This window comes from Microcoleus sp. A6-C6 (assembly GCF_036705955.1).
Classification (GTDB): Bacteria; Cyanobacteriota; Cyanobacteriia; order Cyanobacteriales; family Microcoleaceae; genus Microcoleus.
Map to the genome: position 1 here is coordinate 1 of NZ_JAUBVR010000188.1, position 1,342 is coordinate 1,342.

The 1,342-nt window shown below is 40.2% G+C and carries 2 protein-coding genes; one reads left to right on the forward strand and one right to left on the reverse strand.

Annotated elements, in window-relative coordinates; all coding sequences use genetic code 11:
* Nucleotides 1–274 precede the first annotated feature (274 nt).
* The gene (locus tag QUB52_RS29115; protein ID WP_332975685.1) at nucleotides 275–757 is read left to right on the forward strand and encodes a hypothetical protein; all 483 of its coding nucleotides are present in this window, start codon (nucleotides 275–277) and stop codon (nucleotides 755–757) included.
* A 186-nt stretch (nucleotides 758–943) separates the two neighbouring features.
* Here QUB52_RS29115 and QUB52_RS29120 read toward each other — a convergent pair whose 3' ends face one another.
* Nucleotides 944–1,123: a hypothetical protein gene (locus QUB52_RS29120; RefSeq protein WP_332975686.1), complete on the reverse strand. Its 180-nt coding sequence runs from the start codon at nucleotides 1,121–1,123 to the stop codon at nucleotides 944–946.
* Nucleotides 1,124–1,342 lie beyond the last annotated feature (219 nt).

Genomic DNA, 1,342 nt, shown 5'->3' on the forward strand with positions numbered 1-1,342 from the left:
ATTAAATATTTGGTAGGCACTCAATAATCATTCTCCAATATACCAGGTTCTGCTAACATAAAATTTAGATGCGTTCGTCCTGATCCGCCAACTAGACGGCCTAGATTATGACGATGCAGAACCGCTCCTGGAAGATTATCAGGAAACGCTAATCGAGCTATTTGTCAATTCTCCCGAAGGAGAAGAATACTGTAAAACTTATCCAGACGTTGGATTTTGGATCTCGCAGTTCATTTATTACGGTTTCGGCTATGAAGGTTTTACGCTGCCTCGCATGAAAGTGGAAGATGTGGCAACTGTAGTCGAAGAGTTGTTTCCCAGGAAAGTGAGTTTGCTTTCGCCGGAAGAAGGTGAAAATGCTATCCCAGAATTATTGGCGTTATGGCAATTTTTGAAGCGAGAATTTAAACTGCGAAATGCCACTTCAATTATCAAATACCTGCGGGATATCGAGTCGGAATTTAAGGAGATTATGGAAGATTCCTCTAAATTTGGATTTGCCAAATCCTTTGTAACGCTCGGTCATCAAGCAGGGTTTGATATGAGTACGGGGGAAGGTCTTACACAATTTCAGGAGATATATAATGCTAGCATTGCTCCTATAATGGCAGCTAAAAACTCCGATACATCGGGATTTTACAGCAAACCGATAAGTGTTAGTGCTGTCAATGACTCTAAGGCAAGTAAAGAAAAGCAAAAAAAAGCGAAAAATACGGCGGCTGAATCGAGAAAACGCAACCGCACCAAGAAAAAATGAGGTTTAGCAAGTATCTATTCTCACTTTACTCTTCTGATTCTTCTCAGCATCGTGTTAGCTTCTTCCTTCCCGCGCAACTTCCAAACTAATAAATAACACATCAAACAAAACCCGAAAATTCCTAACGATCACACTTTCTTCCGGTGAGTTGGTAGTTCGGTCGAACTTCCCACTCTTCGGACTTGCTTAGATGTTGTTAGTTCGTTCGACCGTTCGATCGTCCGCTTGCAAGTTAAAATTGTGTTGTTCGATCGCATTACTCTTTTTAAATGTGCGATCGACTTCTTGAAATAACTTCGGTTGTCCGCAGCTGGTTAAGGACAATCCAACAAGTATAAAAATTAGGAAATAATAGCGCGTTTTCACGATATTTACCTCCCTGTTAAGGAGAAAAGGAATAATTGAATGAGAAGCCAGAAACCGGGTTTTTTGCGAAATACTTCGTACAGCCACAGATTCCCTGAAAAACCCGGTTTCTTTGGTCTGAGTGCGTAATTCCTGCGAATAATAGACCTCTTGCAAAAAAAATCTATGCTATAATAGAAGATTTTCAATTTAATCCCCCTAGAGCTAACTCATAATTAT

Excerpts from the sequence above, each read along its gene's own strand:
- QUB52_RS29115 (WP_332975685.1), top strand. The coding sequence starts at position 275 with ATGAAAGTGGAAGATGTGGCAACTGTAGTCGAAGAGTTGTTTCCCAGG.